We start from the raw sequence: 25,375 nt of genomic DNA, 5'->3' as shown, positions 1-25,375 counted from the left end.
GTATGCAAGTTAACTGCTAACAAAACGGGTTATACCTTTTGAGGTTTAGATTTATGCAGGAATTGCTATGTTCTGCCCGTTTGTAACAATCAGAGCTGGCATTCGGTTAAATCAAAATACAAACCATACCTGTGAAATTAAACCTAACCATAACTATGAAAAAACTACTTACGACTACTGCTTCACTGGCTTTGGCATTGACGCTTATTGGTGCGCCAGCCTTTGCGCAGGGAGGTGAAAAACCAGTGAGTGCTTCCGTGGAAGGCCACATCTTTAAACCTGCCCGGGTTGATGCCAACGACGCCCGTGTGAAGCAGCTAAAAGTTCCAGCCGGTTTCCAGATCACGAAGTTTGCCGAAAACCTCAACAAGCCCCGCATGATTGCCGTGAGCAACGACGGTGTGGTGTATGTGACTGACCGCGACAAGGGCACCGTGACCATGATACGTGACACGAACAAAGACGGGAAGGCTGACGAGCAGAAAGTAGTGGCCACCAAAGAGCACATGCACGGCATTGTAATAAAAGACAATCAAGTGTGGCTGGCTACTATAAAGGAATTGTATACCGCTAACATCAACAAAGATGGGTCGCTATCTGAACTACAAATGCTCCTGGATGACCTGCCCGATGGCGGTCAGCACCCGAACCGTACGCTGCGCATCGGCCGCGACAACAAGCTTTACATTTCTATCGGTAGTACCTGCAACTCCTGCGATGAGCCAAACAAGGAGCACGCCACTATTCTGCAAGCTGACCTTGACGGCAAAAACCGCAAGGTATACGCCAAGGGCCTCCGCAACACACTCGGCTTTGACTGGCACCCACAAACCGGCGAATTGTTCGGCATGGACCACGGCATCGACTGGCTGGGTGATGACGAGCAGCGCGAAGAGCTGAACAAGATCGAGGAAGGCGCTGACTATGGCTGGCCCTACATATACGGTGAAGGAAAAGAAAACCCCGGTGACCAACCCGAGGACATGAGCTATGAAGAGTATAAAAAGAAAACCAAGTATCCACTGCTCACCTATACCGCCCACGCCTCGGGCCTTGATATGATTTTTTATAAAGGCACCCAGTTTCCGAAAGAATATACCGGCGATGCGTTTGTAGCTTTTCACGGATCCTGGAACCGCTCTAAACCAGCCGGCTACAAAGTGTCTCGTATTCGCTTTAAGAATGGTCAGCCGAAAGAATTCGTGGACTTCGTGACGGGCTTTCTGGTAGATGACAACAAGTCGCAGTTTGGCCGTGTGGTAGGTGTCGCCACGCACACTGATGGCTCACTACTGGTAACTGATGACTCAAATGGAGTAGTGTACCGCATTGCCTACACCGGCGGTAAACAGCAACAAAACCAGCGCAACAAAAAATAATGCCCTTAGCTGAAAAATGAAAAAAGGCTCCGCAGAATCTGCGGAGCCTTTCCAAACTATGAAAGCTAATGAAATTTTAATTCTTCTAAAGTGAGCTCCTATTTGATTCGGAACTCGGTTCTTCTGTTCTGCTGGTGCATTTCCTCCGGACAAGACACCCCATCAGTACACTTGTTCACCAACCTTGTCTTACCATAGCCTTTGGCAGTCAGCCTGTCTTTGGCTATACCTTTCTCGATCAGGTAATCCACGGCGGCTTGGGCTCTGCGTTCTGAAAGCACCTGGTTGTACTTCAGACTTTCACGGCTATCGGTGTGCGAACTCAGTTCAATCTTAATCGTCGGGTTCGCCTCCAATACCTCGGCCAGTTTGTCCAATTCTTTGGCAGCATCCGAACGGATATCCCACTTATCAAGGTCATAGTAGATGTTCTCCAGTACAATAGCTACGTTCTTCTCGTCTCTGTCAAACACCATGGCTACCTGCAGGGTATCCGGAGCTGTTTTTGGCACTACTACCAGCGAGTGCTGATTCAGGTAACCTTGCTTCGAGCCCTGCATGACATAGGAGTTTCCTTTGCGGCCATCCATAAAGTACTGCCCCTTCGTGTTTGTCAAGACTGTACTGCTGTCATTCGGGTTCTGTTGCGCGATCACGAGTTGCACCTGCGGCAGTGGGAGCTGCACGTTTTTCTTCTGCTCGTTCTGCTTGCGCTCCAGCGTGGTCACAGCTATCACGACAGGCTTTTGTAGTACTTTGAAGCTGTAGATATCATCAGTGCCGTTGCTGCTTTCGCGATTAGAAGAGAGCAAACCGGTTTCTTCATCTTCGTTGAACATGATACCATAGTCATGCTTCGACGAGTTGATCGGATGGCCCATGTTGTTTACAGCCGTCCAGGCAGCGTGCTTGCCCTCGGCTGCAAAAATATCCAGCCCGCCCATTCCCATATGTCCGTCAGACGAGAAGTATAGTTTTCCATTCTGATCCACATAAGGGAAGCTCTCACGACCCGATGTGTTGATCAGGATACCGGCATTAACAGGTTCTCCCCAGCTACCATCAGGCTGACGCAGGGTATAGTAGATGTCTGTCTCGCCCATACCTCCCGGCATATCTGACACGAAGTACATGATCTTACCGTCAGGTGACAAGGCCGGATGACCAACGGAGTATTCTGCTACATTGTTAAAAGCAAACGGCTTTATCTCTGTCCAGGTAGTGCCGCGTCTTTGTGAAGAGTAAATCTCCAATCGGTTGATGTATTCGTTCACTTGCGACTTGTCTACCCAACTAGTCGGGTCAGCATTGCCAGACTTACGCTGCTGCACCAGTTGCGTGCGGGTGAAGTAAAGTGTCTGCCCATCTTCGGTAGCCGAGGCTGTGGCATTGTGGTATTGATCGTTGATCATTTCGTGCAGCGCAGTGGGTTTGCCCCAGTTGCCGTTGCCATCGCGGCTGGCCATAAAGAGCTGCAGGTACGGGCGACCGGTCCAGCCATAGGTGCCGGCTGATTTTCCTTCCTGATCTACACCACGGTCTGATGTGAAGATGATCGCGTCTTTGCCATAGTTCATCGGGCTGAAGTCAGAGAAACCCTGAACGTTCAGTCCGCTCAGGCGCTGTACCTCGGCCAATGGCATTTTCTGGTTGGTCCAGCTTATTGCCTTGTCGCAAGACGCCATCAGGTGCTGGGCACGCTCATCCATTTGTGGTACTTCCTCCGCCCACTGCATGTACTGTTGCTTGGCTTCCTCGTACTTGCCGTTGCTGCGCAGCGCTTCAGCATAGTGGTAAATGTTCTGCGGGTCACGACCTGGCATGGCCACTACCTGTGCATACCAACGCTCTGCCTCCACGGTCTGACGTGTCAGGCGGTAAGAGTCGGCAATGCGCTCGGCTGTTTTGACATCCGGTTTACGCTTCTCCGACGCTTTTTTGTACTGCTCCAGCGCCAGCGCAAACTCAAACTTTTCGTAGTGCTTGTTTGCTTTGCGAAGCTCCTGCTGCGCTTCGGCCACAGGGGCTGCACCCAGCATCAGGGCAGCAGTAAGGTATAAGGGTATATGTCTGAAATTCATATGCGGTAAGAGCTAATATTAAAAGTATTGCGGAGTCAGCATTTTCGTGTCCTGCTTCTTGAAGAAGTAGTAACCTACTGAAATCTCGTGCGATTGAAAACCGCTCAGGTCGTTGAGCATGCGGTCGTATGAGTAACCCAGGCGTAAAGCGTTGGTTACCTGCAGTTCGGCAATCAGGGCCAGGGCGGTACGCTTCGTCACGGGATCCGCTTCCGGGTTTTTGTTGAATAGGTTCATGCTGGTGCGGTATGAGCTACCCAGCCACAGACGGTCACCCAACAGTACGAAACCATTTAGGTCCACATTGGCAGGTGCGTTGAAGTCTTCCTTGATCAGCACACTTGGCTTCAGTTTTACAAAGCTGCTCACATCAAACACATAACCTGTTGTGAAGTAATAATGGCGAACCGGCTCGATCTGGAAAACGTCTTTGAACTGGATCAGGTCAGATGCAGAAAGGCCAGCGTAGAAGCGTGATGTATTGTAATAGACACCCAGCTTCACATCAGGTCTGTAAAATACATCTCTGCCTGAAGGAATATTTGGATCATCCGGCACACCCAGTTCCGAACCGTCTAATATGCTCTGCACAACACCCGCCGCTATACCTAAGCTCAGCGTACCACGTGCGCTTACAGATACACGCGCCGCCGCGTTGGCATAAGCCGAGGTGGTAGAGTAGGCACCGATCTTATCGCGGGTGAAGTTCAGGCCCAGGCCCAATCGCTCGTGGCTGGTCAGGCCGTCTACGCTCAGCGCCTGTGTAGTAGGCGCTCCGTCTATACCTGTCCACTGCGAACGGTGGAAGGCGTTGATGTTGAGTACACCTTTGGTACCGGTATAGGCCGGGTTGATGGCCATACTGTTGAAGATGTACTGCGAGTACTGCGGGTTTTGCTGGGCATTAGCTGCAAAGGTGAAGAGCAGCGCCAGCAGGGTATAAAGTATTCTCATGGTAATAAAATTTTCAAATGAATGCACTCGCTTATCGGAAGATGGTCACGTAGCCGCTGTAGTCCTGGTACTTGCCATCGCATAGCTTCACCCTTACCTTGTAGAAGTAAGTACCTTGTTCCAGCCCTTTGGCGGCCCAATCGTTTTTGTAGTTCTTCTGCTTGAATACCTCAGATCCCCAGCGATTAAACATCACCATTTCATTGTCCGGGAATTTCTCCAGGTTCTTCACCAGCCAGGTATCGTTCTTGCCGTCACCGTTCGGGCTAAAGGCTTTCGGGAACTCCAGCTGACCGTCAGCCACTTTTGCGTCCATATCGATGCTGTACTCAGCAGAACCTCGGCAGCTGCCGTTGTAAGCAATCACACTTACACGTCCCATGGCGGTCGGGCTGTTGGCCTTTACCTTGATGGTAGTAGTACCTTGCCCTGACTCGATTGTGAAGCCTTCCGTTACCGTCCAGGTATAAGAGGTTGCCCCTTCTACCGGATCAGCAGTGTAAATCAGGCCTTCGCAGACGCTGCTATTGTCCGTGATGCGGGTGACAGGAGCAGGAGGCATGGTGATATCGATTTGCAACACAGACCATTCGCTGTTACCGCAACCGTTAACGGCGCGTACACGCACAACTCCACCTGTTTCAGCAGCAGCCACTGTGATGCTCGTGCCGTTGCTGGCTCCTTCGATCGTCAGGCCTCCGGTTGTTTCCCACTCGTAGGAGGTAGCGCCAGGCACCGCCTCGATGCTGAAGGAGTTACCCGTGCTGTTGAGGCACACATTCATGTTACTGCTGATCGCTCCTGGAGTCACTGGCTTCAGAGATGGCGAAACAGCTACTTTGGATACAGCACCCGCACCGCAGTCTTTCACAGTGTTGGTAGCATATACCTCAATGTCACCGCTTGTCTCACCTACTGTTACCTCGATGCTGGTTCCGGTTAGTGTGTTAGCGCTCCAGCCTTGCGGCACTGCCCAGGTATAAGTCATGCCTGCTTCCGGAGATTGTATGCTGAACGTAAGCGTAGACCCGATACATCCTGTCGTAGCTGTGCTGGCTATGGATGGCGCCGTCGGTTTGTTCGTCACTTTTACTTCCCGGCTGAAGGCGGCGCTTGCGTTACAATCGTTGCCGGCTTTCACGCTGATCTGACCTCCTGTTTTGCCAACTTTCACTCGGATGGTTCTGCCATTTTCCTGCTCACTTACGACAGTCCAGTCAGCGGCCGGGAAGGTCCAGGTATAGCTGTTGGCTCCTGCCACTACCGGTGTGCTGAAGGTTGTTTCCTCTTCCTCGCATAGGTCCACGTTGCCGATGATGGCAGTTGGCACCGCCGGAGTAGGTGTCACGATAATAGTTGCTTCGGTTGTAGTGCTGAATCCGCAGGCGTTGGTCACCGTCAGGTATACCTTGCCACCCGCCAGGCTTTGGCCCTTAGGTCGAACACTTACACTTGTGCCGGCATCGTTTGTGCCTTCCACAAATTCAAGGTTGCTACCCAGCGTCCACTTGTAAGTAAGTCCTTCTAGCGAAGCGGCGCTCAGAGCTATACCTGTATTGCTGTTGAAACACACGGCACCGGCTCCGGTTATAGCTACTCCAGTTGGCTCGCCAATCACATTTACAGTGGTTTCAGCCGTCTTGTTAACATCCTTACACTGTGTGTTCACAGTCACTTTAACTACCTGGTTGCCTAATGCGGTGCCAGCCTGTACCGTTATAGTGCTGCCGTCTTCTGATTTGCTTACTGTTCTCCAGCCGCTTGGCAGCGTCCAGGTATAAGTGCCACCAATCACATCCGATGTTACTTTGAAAGTAAGTTCACCTTCACGGCAAACTGAAGTTGGCGCCTCTACAATTGATAGCTCAATATTCGGGTTACACTTCACATCTGGAATCACTACAACGTCCTCGTCATTGTCTGGATCAGAATCTTTGTGATCGCCTGGATCTCCCGGATTGTTCGGATCGCCTGGGTTATTTGGGTCACCTGGATTGTTCGGATCGGTCGGATCAGTAGGGTCTGTTGGATCAGTAGGGTCTGTTGGATCAGTCGTATCTCTGCTGATGATGCGAGCGATGTTGCGTACAAGACCTGCTTTCACAAGCTGAGCATTGATAACAAGCTCAGCAGTAGCCTTTGCTTCCAGTGTAGGGATTCTGAATTCTCCGGTAGCCGGATCGTAGGAAGCACCATTGCTTACAGTGAAGTCTACCAACAAAAGACTTTCTGGCAGTTTCTCACCTACTACAATGTTCTTTTCTGATGCTGCCCCATGGTTTGTTACAACAATGCGGTATTGCACCATCTCACCGACCATGTATTCAGCCTTGGCATTCACCAGTTCTTTTGTTACACCTAAGTCTGGCAGCAGAATTACTACTTCTTCCTCGTTGTTATCCGGATCCTTATCATTGTCCGGCGTACGGTCAATGATTGTGGCTACGTTACGGATAGCACCCGTACGCACGATCTTCGCATACACGATCAGTGTAGCAGAAGTATTTCCTGCCAATGTAGGGATGTTGAATATACCTGTCGAAGCGTCGTAAGTCGTTCCCGCGGTAGCAGTATGACGCACATACTCCAACTCCTGTGGCAACTGCTCGCGTACATTTATATTTGTCTGAGGCGTAGAGGCGTTGTTTGAAACCTTGATTTCATAGGCTACCACATCATTTATCTTGTATTCCTCTTTCGGATCAACGATTTTCTTGGTTATACCCAGGTCAGGCAGGATGATCTCCACCTCTTCTTCGTTGTCATCCGGGTCTTTGTCATCAGGACGGTCGATGATCGTGGCCACATTGCGGATGTTCCCCGTGCTCACAATCTCGGCATATACGATTAACGTAGCAGACGCATTACCTGCAAGTGTCGGAATGTTGTAGATACCTGTAGTTGGGTTGTATGTGGTGCCTGGGGTTTCCTCGTGACGCACATACTTCAGTCCACTCGCCAGCTGCTCACTAACATTGATGTTCTTTTCCTCTTTTGAAGATGTATTTATGATCTTGATTTCATAGGCAATCACATCGCCCAGATTATAGCTTGCTTTTGCATCAACTATGCGTTTTGTCAAGCTCAGGTTTGGAAGTACAACTTCTTCATCGTCTTCCTCATCACCCGGTTTCGGATCTGGGTTATCACCAATAATAATGACTTCGTTTCGGATGTTACCTGTACCAATCACTTCAAATACCAGGCGAATGCTCTGTGTTTCATACACATCCATATCGCCAATTACCCATTCGTTTTTCTCCTGGTCGTAGCTTCCCTTTGTAGCGGGCTTCACTTCTACCAGCTTCAATCCGGTTGGGATACGCTCTATTACAGCCACGTTGCGGGCAATACCCGGACCGTTATTCTTGGCAGTAATGGTATAGGTCACGCGCGAACCCAGCGATACGTCTTTGTTATCTACATTTTTCTCTACTGTCAGGTCGGCATTCGTCACGTTCTGAAGTACAGTAGGGTTGTTTTCGAAATAAATAGTGCCCCCTGTGGAGACGGCTCTGCCGTACAGGGATACACCTTTCCCGAACGTAATATCACCTGTAGCGACGATATTGCCATAAAGACTACTAGGAGCCAGGATTTCTACGTCACCGTCCACTACCCAGTAGATATTCTTAGTCTCTACACCTACACCGGACAAGCTAAGCGCTCCCGGATTCACTCTCAGGTTACCGTCGATTTTGAAAACAAAAACTGGTGAATTGCCACCCTGGGACACGAGTAGCGAGATACCACTGATCGTGGCATCGCCCGTGATGCTATATACTCCAGGATAGATTTCACGCCCATTACCTAAATTGGGATTTAGGTTTTCTACTTCCTGAAGGGCCATTAGTTCCTGGTACAGCCTGTTTGCATCGACCATTGCCTCTGCAGCCAGCTCTGTCCCTTTCTCCTTCTTGCCTGTTACTTCAAGAAATTCCTCTCCGATAATTACTTTGCCAGGGCTGATGCCGATGTCACCGCGGATCCATGTTTTGTCAGGGCCTTTAACGACGATCTGCTCATTGGCTAAAGCAATGAACCTGTTCACGCGGCCCAGGTTGATTTCAGTCTGCCCAAAACTAAGGGAGGTGGTGGCAGTCAGAAAAAGGGTGAGAAGCAGTAAAATTCTACTCATAGGGAATATGTAAAAAAGCGTAATAAATTAGGCATAAATATAAATGTATTTTCATAATTTTTTATTATATCTTGATACTTATATATTCAAGATAAGTTTAATACAATATAAACAATACAATATATATCTTTAAATAAAATGTTATAACAGCAATTTTGTAAGACTATTCTAATATGATTCTTGTGAATATTTTTTTCAAGAATCTACCTTTCCAGTGCAGTGTTTAGAATATGGACCTATATAAGTGTATAAGTAGCTAAATATTCGAATATACTAATTCAACAACCTTTAAGTTGCCAAAATGCTGCATTTATACACCTTTTGTTATATAGGCGGACAAAGGAAATGAAAATTTTTTAAATAGAATAGGGAAATTTAGGGAAGGAAAGTAGTGCAATAAAAAAGTGCCCTATCAGGATTTGATTCCCGAAAGGGCACTTTTTAAATTAAATCAAACTTTCTAAAAAATCTTTGAAAGTTAATAACTTAACAGAGCCTATACATGCACGTGACGCTCAGCATGGTAGGAAGAGCGTACCAGCGGACCGGACTCCACATATTTGATTCCACGCTTCAGTCCTTCTTCTCTGTAATGATCAAATAAATCCGGGTGAATGAACTCAGCCACCTCAATATGGAGCTTGGTTGGCTGCAGATACTGGCCCAGTGTCAGAATGTCGCAACCATTGGCAGCAAGGTCGTCCATGGCCTGGTATACCTGCTCGCGGGTTTCGCCCAGCCCCAGCATGATACCGGTTTTGGTGCGCTTGCCATACTCTTTGGTGCGGCGAATCTGTTCCAGGCTGCGGTCATACTTAGCTTGTGGTCGCACACGGCGGTACAGCTCTTTCACTGTCTCCATGTTGTGCGATACCACTTCCTGGCCCGGCGAGATCATTGTGATCAGGGCATCCCAGCTGGCCTTCACATCAGGGATAAGAGTTTCAATAGTAGTGGCAGGAGAAAGCTCTTTTACCATCCGCACGGTTTCATGCCAGATAGCGGCACCGCGGTCTTTGAGTTCGTCGCGGTTCACAGAAGTAATTACAGCGTGCTTCACGCCCATTAGCTGAATCGCTTCAGCCACACGGCGCGGCTCGTCTTGGTCGTATTCGTTAGGGCGGCCCGTAGCCACGGCACAGAAAGAGCAGCTGCGTGTACACACATTGCCCAGAATCATGAAAGTAGCTGTACCGGCTCCCCAGCACTCACCCATGTTAGGGCAGTTGCCACTCTCACAGATGGTATGCAGCTTATATTCGTCTACGATGTTTCTTACCTTCGCATACTCTTTCCCTACCGGCAGCTTTACGCGCAGCCAGTTTGGCTTGCGTGGCTGACCCAAAGCATTGAGCCCCTCGGGCTTCGCGTTGGGTTGTATTACCGGAAGTGTCATCATTTCATCCATGCTGCAAAGATAGGTATAATGCGTTAAGACTTCAGCAAAAGCATCCGGAAATTAAGGCTATGCCGCCCATCATCAGTTGCTTTCCTCTCAACAAGCAATTGCAGGAAATTGTTCTCAGCCCCTCTTACTTGCGGCGGCCGTAGTAGATGTTCAGGTACACGGAGGTAAACAGGCTGTAGTTCTCTGTCTGCGGGATCATGACCATGTCTTTGAAGAACTTCTCGACCATAAAGCCTACTTCCACTCCTGTAATGCTCTCACGGTAGCGGCCGTACTCAAAGCTCAGGCCTGCTTTAGCGTGCACACCCAGATTGATGTTAGTCTCGCCCAGGCCAGTGAGCACGTTCGCATTGCCCAGCGTGTTTTCGAAGCTCAGGTGCTTATTCGGGTCATAGGCCTCAGTGCGGATGTCACTGCCAAGGCCGCCGGCATAGTCGTAGCGGATGTAGTAAGGTATGAGCAGTCCCAGTGAAGGGCCTATTGCGCCCAGTGCATTCACCTGCACGCCGCTTTCGGCAGCTTTACGGAACAACACATGCTCCAGCCCATAGTGCGGGCGCACTGAGAAGAAATGGTTTTGCTTGCCTGCTATGAAATGATCACCTGACCCTGGGTTGTAAAGCCTGTTTTCTTTCGGATGTTTGATCTCCACGATCTCGAGGCCACCAAAACGGTAGAGGCGCTCTTTCATGAACCAGGAGCTACGCACAAATACGCCACCCAGCAGGCCGCCGTTCGAATTCAGGTTGATGCCGTAGCTGAGTTCATTGCTAAAGTCATCGTCAGACTGAGCTGTAGCCGGCAAAACCAGCACCAGTGTCATAGCAATTGTGAGTAACAGGTTTCTTGCCACCTTTATACAATTTGGGTTAGGTATGTTCTATCCAAAGGCCGGAACCAAAAGCAGGCGGTATCAGGCATTCGAAGCCATACAGCCCAGCTTATAACTCCGGTCAGGATGGCTACTATCAAGGAATACAGGTTATCGATGGGGCCGGATTAACGGCTCTGAATTATCAGGCCACCAAGCTCTTCTTCATCGAGTCAATGCTGATGCTCAAATGTGAGGCATCATATGCGCACATACCATCCTGGATAAGCAGCAGTTGGGGCGACTGGTGCTGTACCTGAAACACTTCCGCTATTTCATTCGAAACCGGTCGGTAACGTAACAGGTCAAGATAGTAAGGCTTAATATGGTCTACACCGGCACCATCCCACTGGCGCTCCAGTCTGCTTTTGGCAGTAGAGCTGATAGAACATGATGTACTATGCTTAAATATCACCACCGGGGTGTGCTTCGACTCTTCAATTATGGTATCTAATTGCTCTACGCTTGTAAGCGGATGCCAATTCATAGCTATCTGGTTAGGTTTACTTTTCCTTCTTCCGGAAAAGCCTGAATTTCTTTTTCTCACGGACAGCCGGGTCACGCTGCACGGCCTCCTTCGTGCCATCTTGCTGTGGTTTGAACAACCCCAGCATCGGGCGCTGTCTCAATTTGCCAGACTCGCCCTTTTTTAAGGTATAGGCGTCCATGTTCAGGTGGGTTTCCTTATAGGTGGTTGCCTCTACCTGGTTGGCTTCCCGCAGCGACTGACGCAGCAAGCGACCGTGCTTATCTGTCATGGTATAGCTGATCTGACCAAATGCAGGCCATGCCGCTAGAAACAGCATACCTGTCATTACCATCAAACGTTTCGTTTGCTTTTCAAATCCCAACTTTTCCATAACAGCTTTCCATCTACAGTTGTTATACTGAATTCGGGAATAGGAGTTGCTCCCCTAAAAAATTCCCATTCGCTTCTTCTTCACACGGCCGTTTTTGTCCATGTCCACTCGTACGGCTTCCAGTCCGGAGGCGTTTTTACCGGACACTTTACTCGTCTTGCCAGGCTTCGGGCAAGGTATAATCCCCTTGCGCTGACAGCCCGACCCGAACAGCAGTGCCATGCACAGCAGGCCTAACACCCAATATCTACTTTTCTGCATCACAAGCAATATACGTTTATTTCCTCTATTTTCCGCTAAAATGCCATAATGCTCTCCACCTTCTCGCGCAGGCGCTGCTTTGGCAGGAACTCCTGCTCCAACGGCGGCGCAAACGGCACGGCTGTATCCAGACTGGCAACCCGCGTTACCGGTCCGTCGAGCAGCTCGAAGCAGTTCTCTCCGATCCAGGCCGCTATCTCGCCGCCTATACCACCCGTCATGGTGTCTTCGTGCAGAATGATCACGCGGCCGGTGCGGGCTACGGTATCATGCACGGCTTCTTTGTCCCAGGGCAGCAGCGAGCGCAGGTCGAGTATGTCGAAGCTAATGTCGGTCATCTCCTGCTGCAACTGCTTCGCCCAGTGCACCCCCATACCGTAGGTGATGATGGAGATATCAGAACCTTCGGCCACCAACTTGGCCTTGCCAATCTCCACAGTATAGTAATCATCCGGAATCTCCTGGGAAATAGAGCGGTAGAGCAGCTTGTGCTCAAAGTACATCACCGGGTTCGGATCCTCTATGGCTGCGTTCAGCAAACCTTTGGCATCATAAGGCGAAGACGGGTATACGATCTTGAGTCCCGGGGTGTGGAAGAACCACGCTTCATTGCTCTGCGAGTGGAACGGACCAGCAGCCGCTCCCGCGCCAGTTGGCATCCGCACCACCACATCGGCATTTTGCCCCCAGCGGTAGTGGCTCTTGGCCAGGTTGTTCACGATCTGGCTAAAGCCAGCGCTCACGAAATCTGCGAACTGCATTTCGACCATGCTCTTCTTGCCCTTCACGGACATACCCAAGCCTATACCTAGTATAGCCGATTCGCAAAGCGGGGTGTTGCGCACGCGGTCCTTGCCAAACTGGTCGACAAAGCCTTCTGTAATCTTGAACACACCGCCGTACTCAGCAATATCCTGCCCCATCAATACCAGTTCCGGATAGCGCTCCATGCTCTGGCGCAGGCCATCAGAAATGGCATCTACATAGCGTCTCTCAGTTTTGGCATCCGAAGTAGGGGCAATCACCTCTTGCTCGAAAGGACGGTACATGTCCTCTATTTCTTCTTCACGATTTACTTCTGGCATTGGCGTCGCAAAGGCAGTCTGCAAACCATCTTCTATCTCGGCCTTGATCTCCTCGCGAATGCTGTCGATGGCTTTCTGCGTCAGGATCACCTCACCGAGCAGGTATTTCTCAAAGTTTTCCACCGGATCCTTTTTCGACCACTTCTCGAACAGTTCCTGCGGCACATACTTGGTGCCGCTGGCCTCTTCGTGGCCACGCATCCGGAAAGTAATGGCCTCGATCAGCATTGGGCGCGGATTCTTGCGCATGCTGTAGGCAGCCTGCCGCACCGTGTCGTATACCTCTACAATGTTGTTGCCGTCGATCTGCAAGGCGTCTATCCCGTAAGCCGGGCCTTTGTCGATGAAGTGCTTAAACTTAAACTGTTCGTTGCTCGGTGTGGAAAGTCCGTAGCCGTTGTTCTCGATCATGAAAATAACCGGCAGGTTCCAGACAGCCGCCACGTTAAGCGCCTCGTGGAAGTCGCCCTCACTAGCTCCGCCGTCGCCGCTGAACACCAGCGCCACTTTCTCCTTGTTATCGAGTAAGTCAGCCAAGGCTATACCGTCGGCTACCGCCAACTGCGGCCCTAAATGTGAGATCATGCCCACGATGTGGTGCTCGTTGGAGCCAAAGTGGAAAGAGCGGTCGCGGCCCTTTGTGAAGCCGGTCTTCTTGCCCTGAAACTGTGCAAAGAGTCTGTCCAAAGGCACTTCGCGGCTTGTGAACACGCCCAAGTTGCGGTGAAGCGGCAGAATGTACTCGTCCGACTCCAGCGCCATGGCCGAGCCCACCGAGATAGCTTCCTGCCCTATACCCGAGAACCACTTGCTCACTTTGCCTTGGCGCAGCAGCACCAGCATGCGCTCCTCGATCATGCGGGGCTTCAAGATACCTTTATATAAGGCGATCAGTTCGTCGTCAGAGTATTCTTTGCGGTTATAATTCATCTTATGATGCGGAAAATTCGTTGTGATATGGCAGCATAACGTTTGCTTTGGCCGCCGATTATGGTGCTAATTTATAAATTTGTTCGGTACTTCGTGCCTTACCGACCCCGGCATACGCAACAAGCGGCGTCCGAAAGTCCGTAAAGAAAGCAAAAGCTACAGAAAACCTGACAGGCCTGCAAGTATTTGCGGGTTTTGATTGAACAGGGCACAAGGTATACCTGTTGAAAAAGAATTGACAGGAAAGAAATCAGGGAAAGGTAACATCGGTTGCCGCCCTTTAAAGAGAAGAAGATTATGATACAGTTTCAGGAATTTACGCTGGATAACGGACTGCGTGTGATCGTGCACGAAGACCACACCTCCCCGATGGCCGTGCTAAACGTACTGTACGACGTGGGCTCCCGCGATGAGGAAGAGCAGCACACCGGCTTTGCGCACCTGTTTGAGCACTTGATGTTCAGCGGCTCCAAACACATCCCGGTATACGACGAGCCTTTGCAGCGCGTGGGCGGCGAAAACAATGCCTTCACCAGCCCCGACATCACCAATTATTACCTTTCGCTGCCAGCCCAGAACATCGAAACCGGTTTCTGGCTGGAGTCGGACCGCATGCTGGACCTCGCTTTCAGCGATCACGGACTGGAAGTACAACGTAAGGTCGTAGTAGAGGAGTTCAAGCAGAACTACCTGAACCAGCCTTATGGCGATGTGTGGCTGAAGCTGCGCCCGCTGGCTTACGAGCAGCACCCATACAAGTGGGCGACCATCGGCAAAGAGATCGCGCACATCGAAGACGCCACCATGGACATCGTGAAAGCGTTCCACAGGAAACATTACTCCCCGAGCAACGCCATACTGGTCGTGGCCGGCAACGTGACTTTCGAGACGGCGAAGGAGCTCACCGAAAAATGGTTTGGCCCTATACCTGCCGGGAACAAATACGAGCGTGCTATACCCAACGAGCCAAAGCAGCAGGGCCCGCGCGTGCTCGAAGCAAGTTCCGACGTACCCTTGAGCGCCATCTATAAGGCCTACCACATGCCGCACCGCAATCACGAAGACTACTACGCCGTCGACCTGATCAGCGACATACTGGGCCGTGGCAAATCCTCGCGCCTGTACGAGCAGCTGGTGAAAGAGCAAAAGCTGTTCAACTCCATCTCGGCTTCGGTAACCGGCTCCATCGAACCGGGCTTGCTCATCATCCAAGGCAAACTCAACGAAGGCGTGGACCTGCAGGAGGCCAATGCCGCCATCGAGGCCATTAATAAAGAGCTGATGGAAAAACTCGTGGACGAAGAAGAGCTGAACAAGGTGAAGAACCAGGCGGAGACCTCCATTGTATTCTCAGAGATTGAGTTGCTGAACCGAGCCATGAACCTGGCCTATGGCAAGCTACTCGGCGATGCGAACTTCGTGAACACCGAGGGCGAGAAGATACAGGCCGTGACGCCGCAGGACATCCTGCGCTGCGCCAAGCAGGTGCTTGATCCGAACAATTGCTCTACCTTACTTTATAAGGCCGAGAAAAAAGCCCAGCCAGTGGAGCAGGAGGCATAGACAAGGTATAGCTTATATAAATAGGAGCGGCTGTGGTGAAAACTGCAGCCGCTTTTTCTTTTTCAAAATATACCTCTCTTCTTCAGAATTCCTCCAAAATCGGTCCGTAACATGCTATACAACCGATTTGTAAAACCTAAATTGAAGAAAATGAAAAAGACTGCATTTGCTATGCTTTTTATGGCAAGCACCCTATTTGCTTGTGACAATAACTCAGATGACGTAAATCCTGACGACGTACCTGCCGCCGTAAAAGAAACATTGCTCAGTAGTTTCCCCGATGCCGCCGACATTGATTGGGAGCAGAAAGGAGATGATTACGAAGCAGATTTTGATGTAAACAAAGTAGATTATAGTGCACTGTTTAATGCCTCGGGGAGCCTGATAAAGCACAAGCAGGATATACCTGAGTCTGAATTACCGGACGCTGTGCGGGCAGCCATCAACACAGACTATGCTGCCTATCGTTTGGATGACATCGAGCGACTGGAGGAAGGCCAGACCATGCTGTACCAGGTTGAACTGGACAACAATACCAAAGACGAAAAGCTGGTTTACTCCGCCGATGGCCAGCAGGCACAGCAGGTATACTGGGATTAACGAATGCCAAAACTCATTTAATCAGAAGCCTGGGGTTCTTTACCTCAGGCTTTTAAATTCCATGTAAGGCCGCCCAACCAGCAAGCAGCCTTCCCTGGCCCCTCCCGACAAATAGTATTCCCTCCGCTTTTGTACTGGAGTGATCATTAATAACCTATTCTACAAAGTTTCTTCAGATTTGCATGCTAAGCTTAGGACCAAATCATCAGGTTACCTTTCATTACATAATCATGAAGCTACGATTCGCCACCATTACACTTTTTGCAGGACTTCTGGTTTCCTGTGACGATGATGTGTTGCCAGAAAAAGTGCCGCTGGAGGTACGGCAAAACCTACTGAACACATTTCCACTTGCCTTTGATATTGAGTGGGAAAGGAGCGGTAAAGATTACGAGGCTGACTTCAATATGCATGCGGCAGCACATAGCGCACTTTTTCGACACTCAGGTGAGCTTATGCAGTACAAGCGAAACTTACACTCCTCAGAATTACCAGAAGCTGTCGCCAACTCCATCGCTCAAAACTACCCCAACTACAAGACCGAAGAGGCCGAAGTTGTTATAAAAGGCGACATTACCACCTATCAGGTAGTGCTTAAGGGCAAATCAGGAGAACTTGAGCTAGCCTTCTCGGCAGAAGGCCGGCAGCTTTCACAGGCCTACTGGGACTGATCCTGCTTAAGTTTCGCTTCAGTCTGCTATATGTATAGCGTGCAACTTTTTGGGCATAACATTTGTATATACAAACAACAACATTACCTTTGTACCCATATTCAGCCTATGCGCATAGAAGACGAAATACAGCAGAAAGACTTCAAGGACAATCATCGTCGGATGATAGTTAACCTGTTGTTTACAAACAATTGGCTGAATCAGCAGTTTATACCTTTCTTTAAGCAATTTGGACTTACGCTTCAGCAGCACAATGTACTGAGCATCGTGCGCGGTCAGCAACCAAAGCCCGTTTGCTTTGGAGAAGTGCAGGAGCGCATGGTGGATCGCAACTCCAACGTGACTCGCCTGGTTGATAAGCTGATTGAGAAAGGCTATGTTACCCGTGATATTTGCCAGGCAAACCGTCGCATGATTGAGCTAAGGCTTACTCCGAAAGGCACGGAACTACTTAGTCAGATAGACGAGCAGATGCCCACCTTTTTCCAGCGTTTCCATAACCTGACGCAGGAGGAGGCAATTTTAGTGAGCAAATTACTCGACAAGCTCAGAGGCTAAGCTATTTTTTTATACCAATATTTGTATACACAAATAAGGTACAAACTGAAATATATTTTATGAAGCATATACAGATAAAAGACGCATCTATACCTGCCCTTGGTTTGGGTACTTTTCAATTGTCAGATGATCAGGCACGTGAAATCACAGCCGCTGCTATCTCTGAAGGTTACCGCCACATCGACACCGCGCAAATCTATCAGAATGAGGCGGGTGTGGGATCGGCCATCAAAAACGCAGGTATAGCACGCGACAAGATTTTTCTAACCACGAAGGTTTTCAGGGAGAGTCTATACAAGAAAGACTTTATGCCCTCGGTAGAGGAAAGTTTGCGCAAGCTCAAAACCGACTATGTGGACCTCTTGCTGATTCACTGGCCTAACCGCAATGTACCTGTGGCTGAGTACATGGACCAGCTGATGGAAGCACAGCAAAAAGGCTATGCCAAGTACATTGGCGTAAGCAACCACCCCACTGCCCTGCTCGATGAGGTATTGGCAACCGGCGCGGATATCATCACCAATCAGGTAGAGTACCACCCGCTGATCAACCAGACCAAGCTGTATACCTACCTGCGTGAGCACGGCATTTCGCTGACGGCCTATAGTCCGATCGCGCAAGGCAAAGTGCTCGGCAATCCGGTTCTGAAAGGTATAGGCGAAAAGTACGGAAAGAACGAAGTGCAGGTATCGCTACGCTGGCTGGTGCAGCAAGACGGTGTGATGGCTATACCTAGAACATCCAAAGTAGAGCGCCTGAAAGATAACATCGATATCTTCGACTTTGAGCTGTCAGCAGAAGACGTCGCCCAGATCGACCAACTCAAAAAAGACAACCAGAGAGTAGTCAACCCACCTTTCGCACCGGATTGGGACTAGGGAGTTTAGATCCCTCGCTCGCGTCTCGCGAGTGTGAGGCATTTGGTGGTGTCCCGCCACCTGTGCCTAGTGGCACAAAAATAGCGGCCGGAGTCCGCCGTATAGCTCACACTCGCGAGACGCGAGCGAGGGCACAACTAGGGACAGGTTGCGATCTGTCCGAATCGTGCACGAAAAATCAACGAATAACGATCAACCCAACCCGTGCACAAAAAAACAACAATTTAACAATCAGCAATTTAACAATTGAAATATATGTCACAACCACTTTTAAGACCGATAAAACTACAAGATTTAGAACTGAACAACCGCGTGATCATGGCACCCATGACGCGCAGCCGCGCCGCTAACGAAGGCAATGTGGCCAACGACCTGATGGCGACTTATTATGCTCAACGCGCAAGTGCCGGCCTGATCATTTCGGAAGGAACACAGATCTCGGAGCAAGCCGTGGGTTATGTCAACACGCCAGGCATTTACAGCCAGGAGCAAGTCGCTGGGTGGAAAAAAGTAACTGATGCTGTACACGCTAAAGGCGGAAAGATTTTCGCGCAGCTGTGGCATGTGGGGCGTATGTCACACCCTGACTTTCACAATGGCGAGTACCCGGTGGCTCCTTCCGCCATCAACCCAAATGCACAGGCTTACACTCCTGAGGGCTTCAAAAACACTGTTACTCCACGTGAGTTGACTATACCTGAGATCAAGCAGATCGTGCAGGACTACAAGGCTGCTGCCAAAAATGCAATAGATGCTGGCTTTGACGGCGTAGAGATTCACGCATCTAACGGCTACCTCTTGCACCAGTTCTTCAATGGCACGTCTAACATCCGCACCGACGAGTATGGCGGTTCCAAGGAAAACAGAGCCCGTATTCTGTTTGAAGTGATTGAGGCGATTCAGGAAGTCATGCCAGTAGAGCGTGTGGGTGTTCGTCTGAACCCAAGCCTGCACGGTATTTTCGGAATGACGCTGGACGAGGAGACCATCCCGACCTTCGACTACATCATCGAAAAGCTGAACAACTACAACCTATCCTACCTGCACCTGTCAGAGCCTTTCAACGATGTGAGCGCGATTCCACATGCTGAGCAAAATATTGCTAAGCGCTATCGCCCGATCTACAAAGGCAACCTGATCATCAATGCGGGCTTTACGCAGGAAAAAGGCAACGCCGTGATTGAAGCTGGCGAGGCAGATATGGTAGCCTTTGGGGTGCCGTTCATCTCTAACCCGGACCTACCGGAGCGTTTCCGCCAAAATGAAGAATTGCAGGAAGCCGACAAGAATACATTTTACTCTCCTGGTGCCGAAGGCTACATCGATTACCCTTCCCTTGCGGAAGCAAAGGCCTAAGCCAAAGGCGCTTTTTCATATATAGTCTGATAAGAGCCAGCTGCCCTAACCGGTGGCTGGCTTTTGCTTTTAAACCTTTCTGTCTGTTTTGAGTCTATACCCTTAAAAATGCACCTGCTGCATCATGACAAAAGGGTAAAAGCACTATATTTACTTTTTATACCTGCCGTATAAGGCATTGCTATACCTTCAACACGCACTATGAAATTAAAAATAAGAACCGGTTTCGGCTACGACGTGCACCAACTGCAGGAAGGGCTGGACTTCTGGCTGGGCGGCATCAAGATTCCGCACACACACGGCGCACTAGGCCACTCCGACGCCGACGTGCTGATACACGTGATTTGCGACGCTCTGCTGGGTGCCGCCAACATGCGCGACATCGGCTTCCATTTCTCTGACAAAGACCCGCAGTACAAGGGCATCGACAGCAAGATTCTGCTTAAAGAAGTGGTGCATCTGCTTTCCCGCGAAGGCTACGAGATCGGCAACATCGACTCAACCATCTGCCTGCAGGAGCCAAAGGTGAATCCACATATTCCGGAGATGAAAGCCTGCCTGGCCAAAGTGATGGGCATACCGGAGCATGATCTTTCTATTAAAGCCACCACCACGGAGCACCTGGGCTTTGTGGGCAAGAAAGAAGGCGTGGCTGCTTTTGCAACCGTCTTGATCTATAAACAATAACAATCCATAACCTTACCTTCACCTTACACAGACATGAAGTATAACAAGTTTTATGTGTATGCGCTGGCTGCCTTCCTGACCACAGGTTGCGCCACCACGCCTACTACCACCAGCACCACTGCTGAAACCACCGCCACGGAAGCTGAGCGACTGCGCGAAGCCGCTCCGAAGTATGCCTCCACCATCACGGCTGCTGACCTGTCCAAGCACCTCCACATACTCGCTTCGGATGAGTACGAGGGCCGCGACACAGGTTCTAAAGGCCTGCAGATGGCTGCCGAGTATATCTCCCGCGAGTTTAAGGAAGATGGATTGGTTGGACCAGTGAAGAACAATGCCAACCCATACTACCAGCCTGTAGCGCTGGAGCGCAGCCAGTGGGGCGACGGCTACATCATGGTTGGCAAGCAGAAATTCATGATGGGGCAGGACTTCTTCGTGCTGGGCGCCTCTCCATACCAGACCGAACAAACTGCTGAAGTAGTATTCGCCGGATACGGTATTGACGCTGACAACTACTCTGACTACGCCAACCTCGACGTGACCGGCAAAATGGTCGTGGTGCTGGGTGGTGAGCCAAAAGGCGCCGACGGCAAGTTCCTTTTGAGCGGTACTGACAAAGCTTCTGACTGGGGCAATGACTTCCGTACTAAGCGCAATGCCGCCACTAAGCGTGGTGCTAAGAGCGTACTGATCGTGACAGGTGCCAATGCAGGTGAATTTGGCACGATGACACAGCGCTACCGCAACTTCCTGACGCGTCCGTCTATCGGCCTGAAGGGCAATGGTGCGCAAGGCGGAGCTACTGCAGCCATGATGGTATCGCCACAGGTAGGCGCCTCTCTGCTGGGCACAACACCAGAGAAGATGCTGGCCTACGCCAACGCCGTTGCGAAAGCAGGCAAGCCTACACCAGGTACTTTCACAGCTGTGAAAGATGTAAAGGTGAAGACAGAGCGTAAGAGCGAAGCACTTCCATCTGACAACGTACTGGGATACATCGAAGGTACTGACAAGAAAGATGAAGTGATCGTGGTAACTGCGCATTATGACCACGTAGGTATAGAAGACGGCGAAATCTTCAATGGTGCTAATGATGACGGCTCTGGTACAGTAGCTGTCGTTGAACTGGCAGAGGCTTTTGCACAGGCCAAGAAAGACGGCATGGGTCCACGTCGTAGCATCCTGTTCATGCTCGTAACGGCTGAAGAAAAAGGCCTGTTGGGTTCTGAGTATTATGCCAACAATCCTGTTTTCCCGCTGGAGAACACGGTAGCCAACATCAACATCGACATGATCGGCCGCATGGACTTCGACGCTGAGAAGACAAACGACCAGAACTATATTTATGTGATCGGTGCTGATAAACTTTCTTCGGAACTGCACCAGATCAACGAAGAGGTAAACCAGAAGCACGTAGGTCTTCGTCTGGACTATAAGTTCAACGACGAGAACGATCCAAACCGTTTCTACTACCGCTCTGACCACTACAACTTCGCTAAGCACGGTATTCCGATCGTGTTCTACTTCAACGGTGTACACGCCGATTACCATAAGGCAACTGACACGGTAGACAAGATTATCTTCGAGAAAGCTGAGAAAGCCGCCCGTCTGGCGTTCCACGTGACATGGGAGCTGGCCAACCGTGACAACCGCATCGTAGTAGATAGCAACAAAAAGTAGTACACTAAACTTGCACGAACAGCCGTTTAACATAAAAACGAGCTGCATTTATTAGCTTTGAGGAAAACACCCTAACTTTAAGGGTGTTTTTCTTTTTAATAGCACTTCCTGATTACTAGCCGTTTCAGGAAAACCGCAGGGTTTATTTATATGAGTAGACTAAAACAGTTTCTGCAGGACGCGGAAACGAAATCATTTGACCTGGGCCACCGCTCGACCATCAAGTTCAACATCGGCAAGTATAACGCCGCTGTGCAGCGTGGCCTTACCCAATACAGCGACCACGAACTCGCCCGCGAGCGAGCTTCTTTTATAAAAACGAACACCATCAATAACCTTGATAAGTACCTGATGGAGTTCGAGTCTAACTTCACGGCCCGCGGCGGCAAAGTGATCTGGGCCCGCAATGCCGAGGAGGCACTCAAGGAAATCGGTCAGATCATGAAGCGCAAGCGTGCCCGCTCGGTAGTAAAGTCCAAGTCGATGACGACGGAGGAGATTCACCTGAACAACTTCCTGGAGAAGAACGGAGTGGAGACAGTGGAGACCGACTTGGGTGAGTACATTGTGCAGTTGGCTGAGCAACGGCCTTACCACATCGTGACGCCGGCCATGCACATGTCTAAAAAGGACATTGCGGACCTCTTTGTAAAGAAGCTAAAGATTGCCCCGACCGATAGCGCCGAAGAGCTGGTAGCCACTGCCCGCCGTTTGCTCCGCGCCAAGTATACCGAGGCCGAGATAGGTATAACCGGCGGTAACTTCCTGCTCGCCGATATCGGGGGTGTAGCTGTAACGGAAAACGAAGGTAACGGTCGCCTGTCCACTGCTTTCCCAAAGACGCACATTGCCATTGTAGGTATAGAGAAGATCCTGCCATCGGTGATGGACCTCGACCTGTTCTGGCCTTTGCTAAGCACCAGCGGTACCGGGCAGCAAGTGACTATTTACAATACCATCTTTACAGGACCACGCCAGCCAAACGAAAAGGACGGTCCGGAAGAGATGTATGTGGTATTGCTCGACAATGGACGCACGGAGTTACTAGCATTGCCTGAGAAGCGCGAAGCATTAAACTGCATCCGTTGCGGCGCTTGCCTGAACGTGTGCCCTGTGTACAAGAACATCGGCGGCCATACCTACGAGAGTACCTACAGTGGCCCGATCGGCTCGGTGATCACGCCGCACTACAACGGCATGGCCGAGAACAAGCACCTGAGTTTTGCCAGTTCGCTTTGCGGTGCCTGTACCTCAGTGTGCCCTGTCAAAATCAATATCCACAACCTGCTGCTGCTCAACCGCCGCCAAAGTGTGGAACAAGGCTTCACGGAGAAGAGCGAGCGCACCACTTTCAAGCTGTGGCTGAAAGCCATGAAGAGCCGCAAGCTGTTGAATATGGCACCTGCAGGCGTGAAGAACTTTGTGCTGAAGCAAGTGCTGAAAGATACGTGGAGCAAGCGCAGAGAACCGCTACAAGTTGCGCCAAAGTCGTTTAACCAGCTTTGGAAAGAGCGGGAAGGGAAGTAGGGTCTGGCGCGAGTTGAAGATGCCGGACTGGATTCGGGACGTCCTACAGTTATGGTGCGAGCGTTCACGTTCGTGACTTAATATGGAGGGGCCTCTGGCCCAGTTATCAAGTTAACCCGTTGAAGCTTCAGAGGCCAGAGGCCCCACGATAATAAACACTCGCGTTGACGCTCGCGCTATACACCTATTATAAAAGTAAAAAGGCCTGCAAACTCAAATTGCAGGCCTTTTATGTTCTATTGTGTGCTTGGTCTCCCAAGCTACTATTATTACCGTCGTCCATACGCTATACCTTTAAAAAATGGCCGGCGTGCATGGCTTGCGCGAAAACACAGTTACTTCGTCCACATCCTTCAGTCGGCAGATGAAACGCGTCATACGCTCCACACCGAATCCGGCTCCGGCAGTTTTAGGCAATAAACCTGATTTGGCAACCTCCAAATAATGCTTAAAAGTCTCTTGGCTGGTGCCGACCTCGTCCATACGCTTCAGTATCTGCTGGTGCTCATGCTCACGCTCAGCGCCTGACAATCCTTCGCCAAATCCTTCTGGCCAAATCACATCGTAGTTTAAATAGGTGCCGCGGTGAGTCGGATCTTCTTTATCATAGAATTCACGCTTGTGGTTCACCAGCCAAAACGGCTCCGCTGCCTCTTCTGACTTAATCTTTTCATAGTCCGGGCCAAGGGCGGCTTCTAGCTTTTCGGTGCGGAAAACCGACCATTTTTCGTACTGTGGCAGCAACTCACCGCGCAACTCGATCAGGAGCTCAGGGATTTCCTTGTTTAGGCGGGCGAAAATGTAGTTGACCAGTTCTTCCATAAACTCCATCACAAAGAAGCGATCTTTGCTGCGAAACTCGAAGTCTACCTGCGTGAACTCGAACAAGTGACGGCCTGTATCAGCGCGGTCTGAGAACTCGAGCCGCACGTTGGGCGACACAATGTATAGGCTCTCTAGCTCAGGGTTTACTAAAGCCAGCTGTTTGTGAAAGATCATCGACTTGGTCAAGCTCCAGCGTTGGTCGGCATAACCGATGGAGGCGTCTACTACTCCATGGTTGAGCGGGTCGGTGATGGGCGATAGCATGAGCGGCATCAGCTGCGTCAGGCCTTTTTTGAACATGAAGTCGTGTGTGGCACGGATAATCCCCTGCTGTACCTTGAGTACCTTCGGCAGAGAAGTGCGGCTCAGGTGCTTCATGGTAGTTTCCAGCACCGTGGGCTCTGCGAGTGTTTGCAATTCCATATTTTCTTTTTTTTAGTGAATTGATGTATTACAAACATAATTACCAGAAATATATATTGAAAATTATTTAACATTTAAATACATTCGTTAAAAATTAAATAATATATAGTTTATATTTTTGACAAATAACCAAAACACAGGATAGATATCGGGAATGGATTTAAAAATTGATAAACTTGATCGTCAGATTCTGCACTTGCTGATGCAGAATGTCAACCGTGCATACACGGATATTGCCAGAGAACTCGGTGTTTCGGGGGGTACCATACATGTGCGCCTGAAGAAAATGACCGAGATGGGCATCGTGCAGGGAGCACAGTTACTGATCAATCCGGCTGCTATCGGTTACGACATCTGTGCCTTTATCGGTGTCTTTTTGGAGAAGGGTTCGGCTTATAAAGAGGTGGTAGAGAAGATGCGCGACATCCCTGAAATTGTAGAGCTTCATTACACCACGGGCTCCTACAGTATGTTCGTCAAGATCATCTGTCGCGACACGAAGCACCTGCGCGAGGTACTCAATGAGAAAATGCAAGGTATAGCAGGTGTGCACCGCACCGAAACGTTCATCTCGCTGGAGGAAAGTATAAGCCGACAGATATCAGTAGGGGTTGAATAAGATATAACAGCAAAGCCG

The 25,375-nt window shown here is 50.1% G+C and carries 21 protein-coding genes; 11 read left to right on the top strand and 10 right to left on the bottom strand.

The window, feature by feature from the left end:
- The first annotated feature begins 155 nt into the window (after positions 1-155).
- The gene (locus Q1A54_RS16360) at positions 156-1,379 is read left to right on the top strand and encodes a PQQ-dependent sugar dehydrogenase (RefSeq protein ID WP_299990318.1); all 1,224 of its coding nucleotides are present in this window, start codon (positions 156-158) and stop codon (positions 1,377-1,379) included.
- Positions 1,380-1,477: 98 nt separating this feature from the next.
- Here the strand turns inward: Q1A54_RS16360 and Q1A54_RS16355 are convergent, their stop codons facing one another.
- From Q1A54_RS16355 to Q1A54_RS16315, 9 genes are all read right to left on the bottom strand, one after another.
- A complete protein-coding gene (locus Q1A54_RS16355) occupies positions 1,478-3,460 on the bottom strand; it encodes an OmpA family protein (RefSeq protein WP_299990316.1) in 1,983 nt (660 codons plus the stop codon).
- 18 nt (positions 3,461-3,478) lie between these two features.
- Entirely contained in the window at positions 3,479-4,414 is a 936-nt protein-coding gene (locus Q1A54_RS16350) for a type IX secretion system membrane protein PorP/SprF (protein ID WP_299990314.1), read from the bottom strand.
- Between the two features lie 31 nt (positions 4,415-4,445).
- Positions 4,446-8,552 (bottom strand): ice-binding family protein, encoded by a 4,107-nt coding sequence (locus Q1A54_RS16345; RefSeq protein ID WP_299990312.1) that lies wholly within the window; start codon positions 8,550-8,552, stop codon positions 4,446-4,448.
- A 496-nt stretch (positions 8,553-9,048) separates the two neighbouring features.
- Complete coding sequence (lipA, locus tag Q1A54_RS16340) at positions 9,049-9,951, bottom strand: lipoyl synthase (protein WP_007658550.1); 903 nt, start codon at positions 9,949-9,951, stop codon at positions 9,049-9,051.
- Positions 9,952-10,084: 133 nt separating this feature from the next.
- Positions 10,085-10,813 carry a hypothetical protein gene (locus Q1A54_RS16335; protein ID WP_234986306.1) on the bottom strand — a complete coding sequence of 243 codons (729 nt, stop codon included), beginning with the start codon at positions 10,811-10,813 and terminating at the stop codon, positions 10,085-10,087.
- A 163-nt stretch (positions 10,814-10,976) separates the two neighbouring features.
- Positions 10,977-11,318: a bacillithiol system redox-active protein YtxJ gene (gene ytxJ, locus Q1A54_RS16330; protein ID WP_007658546.1), complete on the bottom strand. Its 342-nt coding sequence runs from the start codon at positions 11,316-11,318 to the stop codon at positions 10,977-10,979.
- A 16-nt stretch (positions 11,319-11,334) separates the two neighbouring features.
- The gene (locus Q1A54_RS16325) at positions 11,335-11,691 is read right to left on the bottom strand and encodes a hypothetical protein (protein ID WP_299990309.1); all 357 of its coding nucleotides are present in this window, start codon (positions 11,689-11,691) and stop codon (positions 11,335-11,337) included.
- Positions 11,692-11,745: 54 nt separating this feature from the next.
- Positions 11,746-11,952 (bottom strand): hypothetical protein, encoded by a 207-nt coding sequence (locus Q1A54_RS16320; protein WP_007658543.1) that lies wholly within the window; start codon positions 11,950-11,952, stop codon positions 11,746-11,748.
- A gap of 35 nt (positions 11,953-11,987) precedes the next feature.
- Positions 11,988-13,967 carry a dehydrogenase E1 component subunit alpha/beta gene (locus Q1A54_RS16315; protein WP_299990306.1) on the bottom strand — a complete coding sequence of 660 codons (1,980 nt, stop codon included), beginning with the start codon at positions 13,965-13,967 and terminating at the stop codon, positions 11,988-11,990.
- A 297-nt stretch (positions 13,968-14,264) separates the two neighbouring features.
- On the opposite strand from Q1A54_RS16315, the gene Q1A54_RS16310 reads away from it, so the two are divergent.
- From Q1A54_RS16310 to Q1A54_RS16270, 9 genes are all read left to right on the top strand, one after another.
- On the top strand, positions 14,265-15,530 hold the full coding sequence (locus Q1A54_RS16310) for a pitrilysin family protein (protein WP_299990304.1): 1,266 nt from the start codon (positions 14,265-14,267) through the stop codon (positions 15,528-15,530).
- Between the two features lie 150 nt (positions 15,531-15,680).
- On the top strand, positions 15,681-16,130 hold the full coding sequence (locus tag Q1A54_RS16305) for a PepSY-like domain-containing protein (protein WP_299990302.1): 450 nt from the start codon (positions 15,681-15,683) through the stop codon (positions 16,128-16,130).
- Positions 16,131-16,360: 230 nt separating this feature from the next.
- A complete protein-coding gene (locus tag Q1A54_RS16300; protein WP_299990300.1) occupies positions 16,361-16,801 on the top strand; it encodes a PepSY-like domain-containing protein in 441 nt (146 codons plus the stop codon).
- Between the two features lie 108 nt (positions 16,802-16,909).
- Entirely contained in the window at positions 16,910-17,359 is a 450-nt protein-coding gene (locus tag Q1A54_RS16295) for a MarR family transcriptional regulator (protein WP_299990298.1), read from the top strand.
- Positions 17,360-17,418: 59 nt separating this feature from the next.
- Complete coding sequence (locus tag Q1A54_RS16290) at positions 17,419-18,237, top strand: aldo/keto reductase (RefSeq protein ID WP_299990296.1); 819 nt, start codon at positions 17,419-17,421, stop codon at positions 18,235-18,237.
- Between the two features lie 255 nt (positions 18,238-18,492).
- Positions 18,493-19,593, top strand: coding sequence for an alkene reductase (locus tag Q1A54_RS16285; RefSeq protein ID WP_299990294.1), 1,101 nt, complete (start codon positions 18,493-18,495; stop codon positions 19,591-19,593).
- 201 nt (positions 19,594-19,794) lie between these two features.
- Positions 19,795-20,280: a 2-C-methyl-D-erythritol 2,4-cyclodiphosphate synthase gene (ispF, locus tag Q1A54_RS16280; protein ID WP_196121039.1), complete on the top strand. Its 486-nt coding sequence runs from the start codon at positions 19,795-19,797 to the stop codon at positions 20,278-20,280.
- A 33-nt stretch (positions 20,281-20,313) separates the two neighbouring features.
- The gene (locus Q1A54_RS16275) at positions 20,314-21,963 is read left to right on the top strand and encodes a M28 family peptidase (protein ID WP_299990292.1); all 1,650 of its coding nucleotides are present in this window, start codon (positions 20,314-20,316) and stop codon (positions 21,961-21,963) included.
- A gap of 150 nt (positions 21,964-22,113) precedes the next feature.
- On the top strand, positions 22,114-23,490 hold the full coding sequence (locus Q1A54_RS16270; RefSeq protein ID WP_299990290.1) for a LutB/LldF family L-lactate oxidation iron-sulfur protein: 1,377 nt from the start codon (positions 22,114-22,116) through the stop codon (positions 23,488-23,490).
- A 294-nt stretch (positions 23,491-23,784) separates the two neighbouring features.
- Here Q1A54_RS16270 and Q1A54_RS16265 read toward each other — a convergent pair whose 3' ends face one another.
- Positions 23,785-24,738, bottom strand: coding sequence for an asparagine synthetase A (locus Q1A54_RS16265; RefSeq protein WP_299990288.1), 954 nt, complete (start codon positions 24,736-24,738; stop codon positions 23,785-23,787).
- A 154-nt stretch (positions 24,739-24,892) separates the two neighbouring features.
- Between Q1A54_RS16265 and Q1A54_RS16260 the strand changes: the two genes are divergently transcribed.
- A complete protein-coding gene (locus tag Q1A54_RS16260) occupies positions 24,893-25,357 on the top strand; it encodes an Lrp/AsnC ligand binding domain-containing protein (protein WP_299990286.1) in 465 nt (154 codons plus the stop codon).
- Positions 25,358-25,375 lie beyond the last annotated feature (18 nt).

Origin of the sequence: uncultured Pontibacter sp. (assembly GCF_947502515.1) — a bacterium.
Classification (GTDB): Bacteria; Bacteroidota; Bacteroidia; order Cytophagales; family Hymenobacteraceae; genus Pontibacter.
This window is presented reverse-complemented; position numbering and strand designations above follow the sequence as displayed.

What these genes read in the sequence shown, in the direction of transcription:
- Q1A54_RS16350 (WP_299990314.1), bottom strand. Translation starts at nt 4,414, where the DNA reads ATGAGAATACTTTATACCCTGCTGGCGCTGCTCTTCACCTTTGCAGCT.
- lipA (WP_007658550.1), bottom strand. Translation starts at nt 9,951, where the DNA reads ATGATGACACTTCCGGTAATACAACCCAACGCGAAGCCCGAGGGGCTC.
- Q1A54_RS16310 (WP_299990304.1), top strand. Translation starts at nt 14,265, where the DNA reads ATGATACAGTTTCAGGAATTTACGCTGGATAACGGACTGCGTGTGATC.
- Q1A54_RS16270 (WP_299990290.1), top strand. Translation starts at nt 22,114, where the DNA reads ATGAGTAGACTAAAACAGTTTCTGCAGGACGCGGAAACGAAATCATTT.
- Q1A54_RS16295 (WP_299990298.1), top strand. Translation starts at nt 16,910, where the DNA reads ATGCGCATAGAAGACGAAATACAGCAGAAAGACTTCAAGGACAATCAT.
- Q1A54_RS16260 (WP_299990286.1), top strand. Translation starts at nt 24,893, where the DNA reads ATGGATTTAAAAATTGATAAACTTGATCGTCAGATTCTGCACTTGCTG.
- Q1A54_RS16325 (WP_299990309.1), bottom strand. Translation starts at nt 11,691, where the DNA reads ATGGAAAAGTTGGGATTTGAAAAGCAAACGAAACGTTTGATGGTAATG.
- Q1A54_RS16315 (WP_299990306.1), bottom strand. Translation starts at nt 13,967, where the DNA reads ATGAATTATAACCGCAAAGAATACTCTGACGACGAACTGATCGCCTTA.
- Q1A54_RS16275 (WP_299990292.1), top strand. Translation starts at nt 20,314, where the DNA reads ATGAAGTATAACAAGTTTTATGTGTATGCGCTGGCTGCCTTCCTGACC.
- Q1A54_RS16360 (WP_299990318.1), top strand. Translation starts at nt 156, where the DNA reads ATGAAAAAACTACTTACGACTACTGCTTCACTGGCTTTGGCATTGACG.
- Q1A54_RS16345 (WP_299990312.1), bottom strand. Translation starts at nt 8,552, where the DNA reads ATGAGTAGAATTTTACTGCTTCTCACCCTTTTTCTGACTGCCACCACC.
- ispF (WP_196121039.1), top strand. Translation starts at nt 19,795, where the DNA reads ATGAAATTAAAAATAAGAACCGGTTTCGGCTACGACGTGCACCAACTG.
- Q1A54_RS16290 (WP_299990296.1), top strand. Translation starts at nt 17,419, where the DNA reads ATGAAGCATATACAGATAAAAGACGCATCTATACCTGCCCTTGGTTTG.
- Q1A54_RS16320 (WP_007658543.1), bottom strand. Translation starts at nt 11,952, where the DNA reads ATGCAGAAAAGTAGATATTGGGTGTTAGGCCTGCTGTGCATGGCACTG.
- Q1A54_RS16355 (WP_299990316.1), bottom strand. Translation starts at nt 3,460, where the DNA reads ATGAATTTCAGACATATACCCTTATACCTTACTGCTGCCCTGATGCTG.
- Q1A54_RS16265 (WP_299990288.1), bottom strand. Translation starts at nt 24,738, where the DNA reads ATGGAATTGCAAACACTCGCAGAGCCCACGGTGCTGGAAACTACCATG.
- Q1A54_RS16285 (WP_299990294.1), top strand. Translation starts at nt 18,493, where the DNA reads ATGTCACAACCACTTTTAAGACCGATAAAACTACAAGATTTAGAACTG.
- Q1A54_RS16300 (WP_299990300.1), top strand. Translation starts at nt 16,361, where the DNA reads ATGAAGCTACGATTCGCCACCATTACACTTTTTGCAGGACTTCTGGTT.
- ytxJ (WP_007658546.1), bottom strand. Translation starts at nt 11,318, where the DNA reads ATGAATTGGCATCCGCTTACAAGCGTAGAGCAATTAGATACCATAATT.
- Q1A54_RS16305 (WP_299990302.1), top strand. Translation starts at nt 15,681, where the DNA reads ATGAAAAAGACTGCATTTGCTATGCTTTTTATGGCAAGCACCCTATTT.